Genomic DNA, 712 nt, shown 5'->3' with positions numbered 1-712 from the left:
TAGCCGGGTATCGTAAGCGCCATCGGCGGCGGCTGACCTGATTTTCCGGTGGGTTTGCCGGATTAATCCGGGGAAGGCCTCTGAGTCCGTAACGTTGTTCAGCGACAGGTCAGCGCAGATGATTTCATGTGTTTTACTGTCAACTGCCAGATGCAACTTTCGCCAGATACGACGGCGTTCCTGGCCATGCTTTTTGACTTTCCATTCGCCTTCACCAAAGACCTTCAGCCCGGTGGAATCAATCACCCTGTGTGCGATTTCACCCCGGGGGAACGTTTTGAAACTGACATTAACCGACTTTGCCCGGATTACAGCAGTGTCAGCAAGCGTTACGCGCATCGTGAGACTAAACAAGCCATATCAGATAACAGCTCTTCTTTATGACCCTTTTCTTTTTTCATCACGCCTATGAATGTATGACATAGGGGTCGGTTTGGGAAACGTAAATTATTGTACGTTAAGAACATAATTTAACCGTTTCTGATTGGTAACTGATTGATTTATTGTCACTGACTATCGCATTTAAGTTATTGCGCTCACGCTGTCGCATTTAGGTTGTCTCATTACCCAAACATACAGGCTAAATGCCGTATAGTGCAGGAGTACACCCTATTGCGATAGCGCGATCTGTTCAAAAAACAGGCTTAACGTACAATAATTTCAGATCTCCAAACTCACCCCAATATTATCATTCTGGCCGGGTGATCTGCGG

At 46.5% G+C, this 712-nt stretch carries 1 pseudogene; it reads right to left on the bottom strand.

Annotated features, from left to right (window positions below):
• Positions 1-309, bottom strand: a pseudogene (locus ACKLKD_RS27930) (transposase); the annotation flags it as partial.
• Positions 310-712: the final 403 nt, after the last annotated feature.

Source organism: Klebsiella sp. 10982, from assembly GCF_048589245.1.
In the GTDB taxonomy this organism is placed as follows: Bacteria; Pseudomonadota; Gammaproteobacteria; order Enterobacterales; family Enterobacteriaceae; genus Klebsiella; species Klebsiella quasivariicola.
This window is presented reverse-complemented; position numbering and strand designations above follow the sequence as displayed.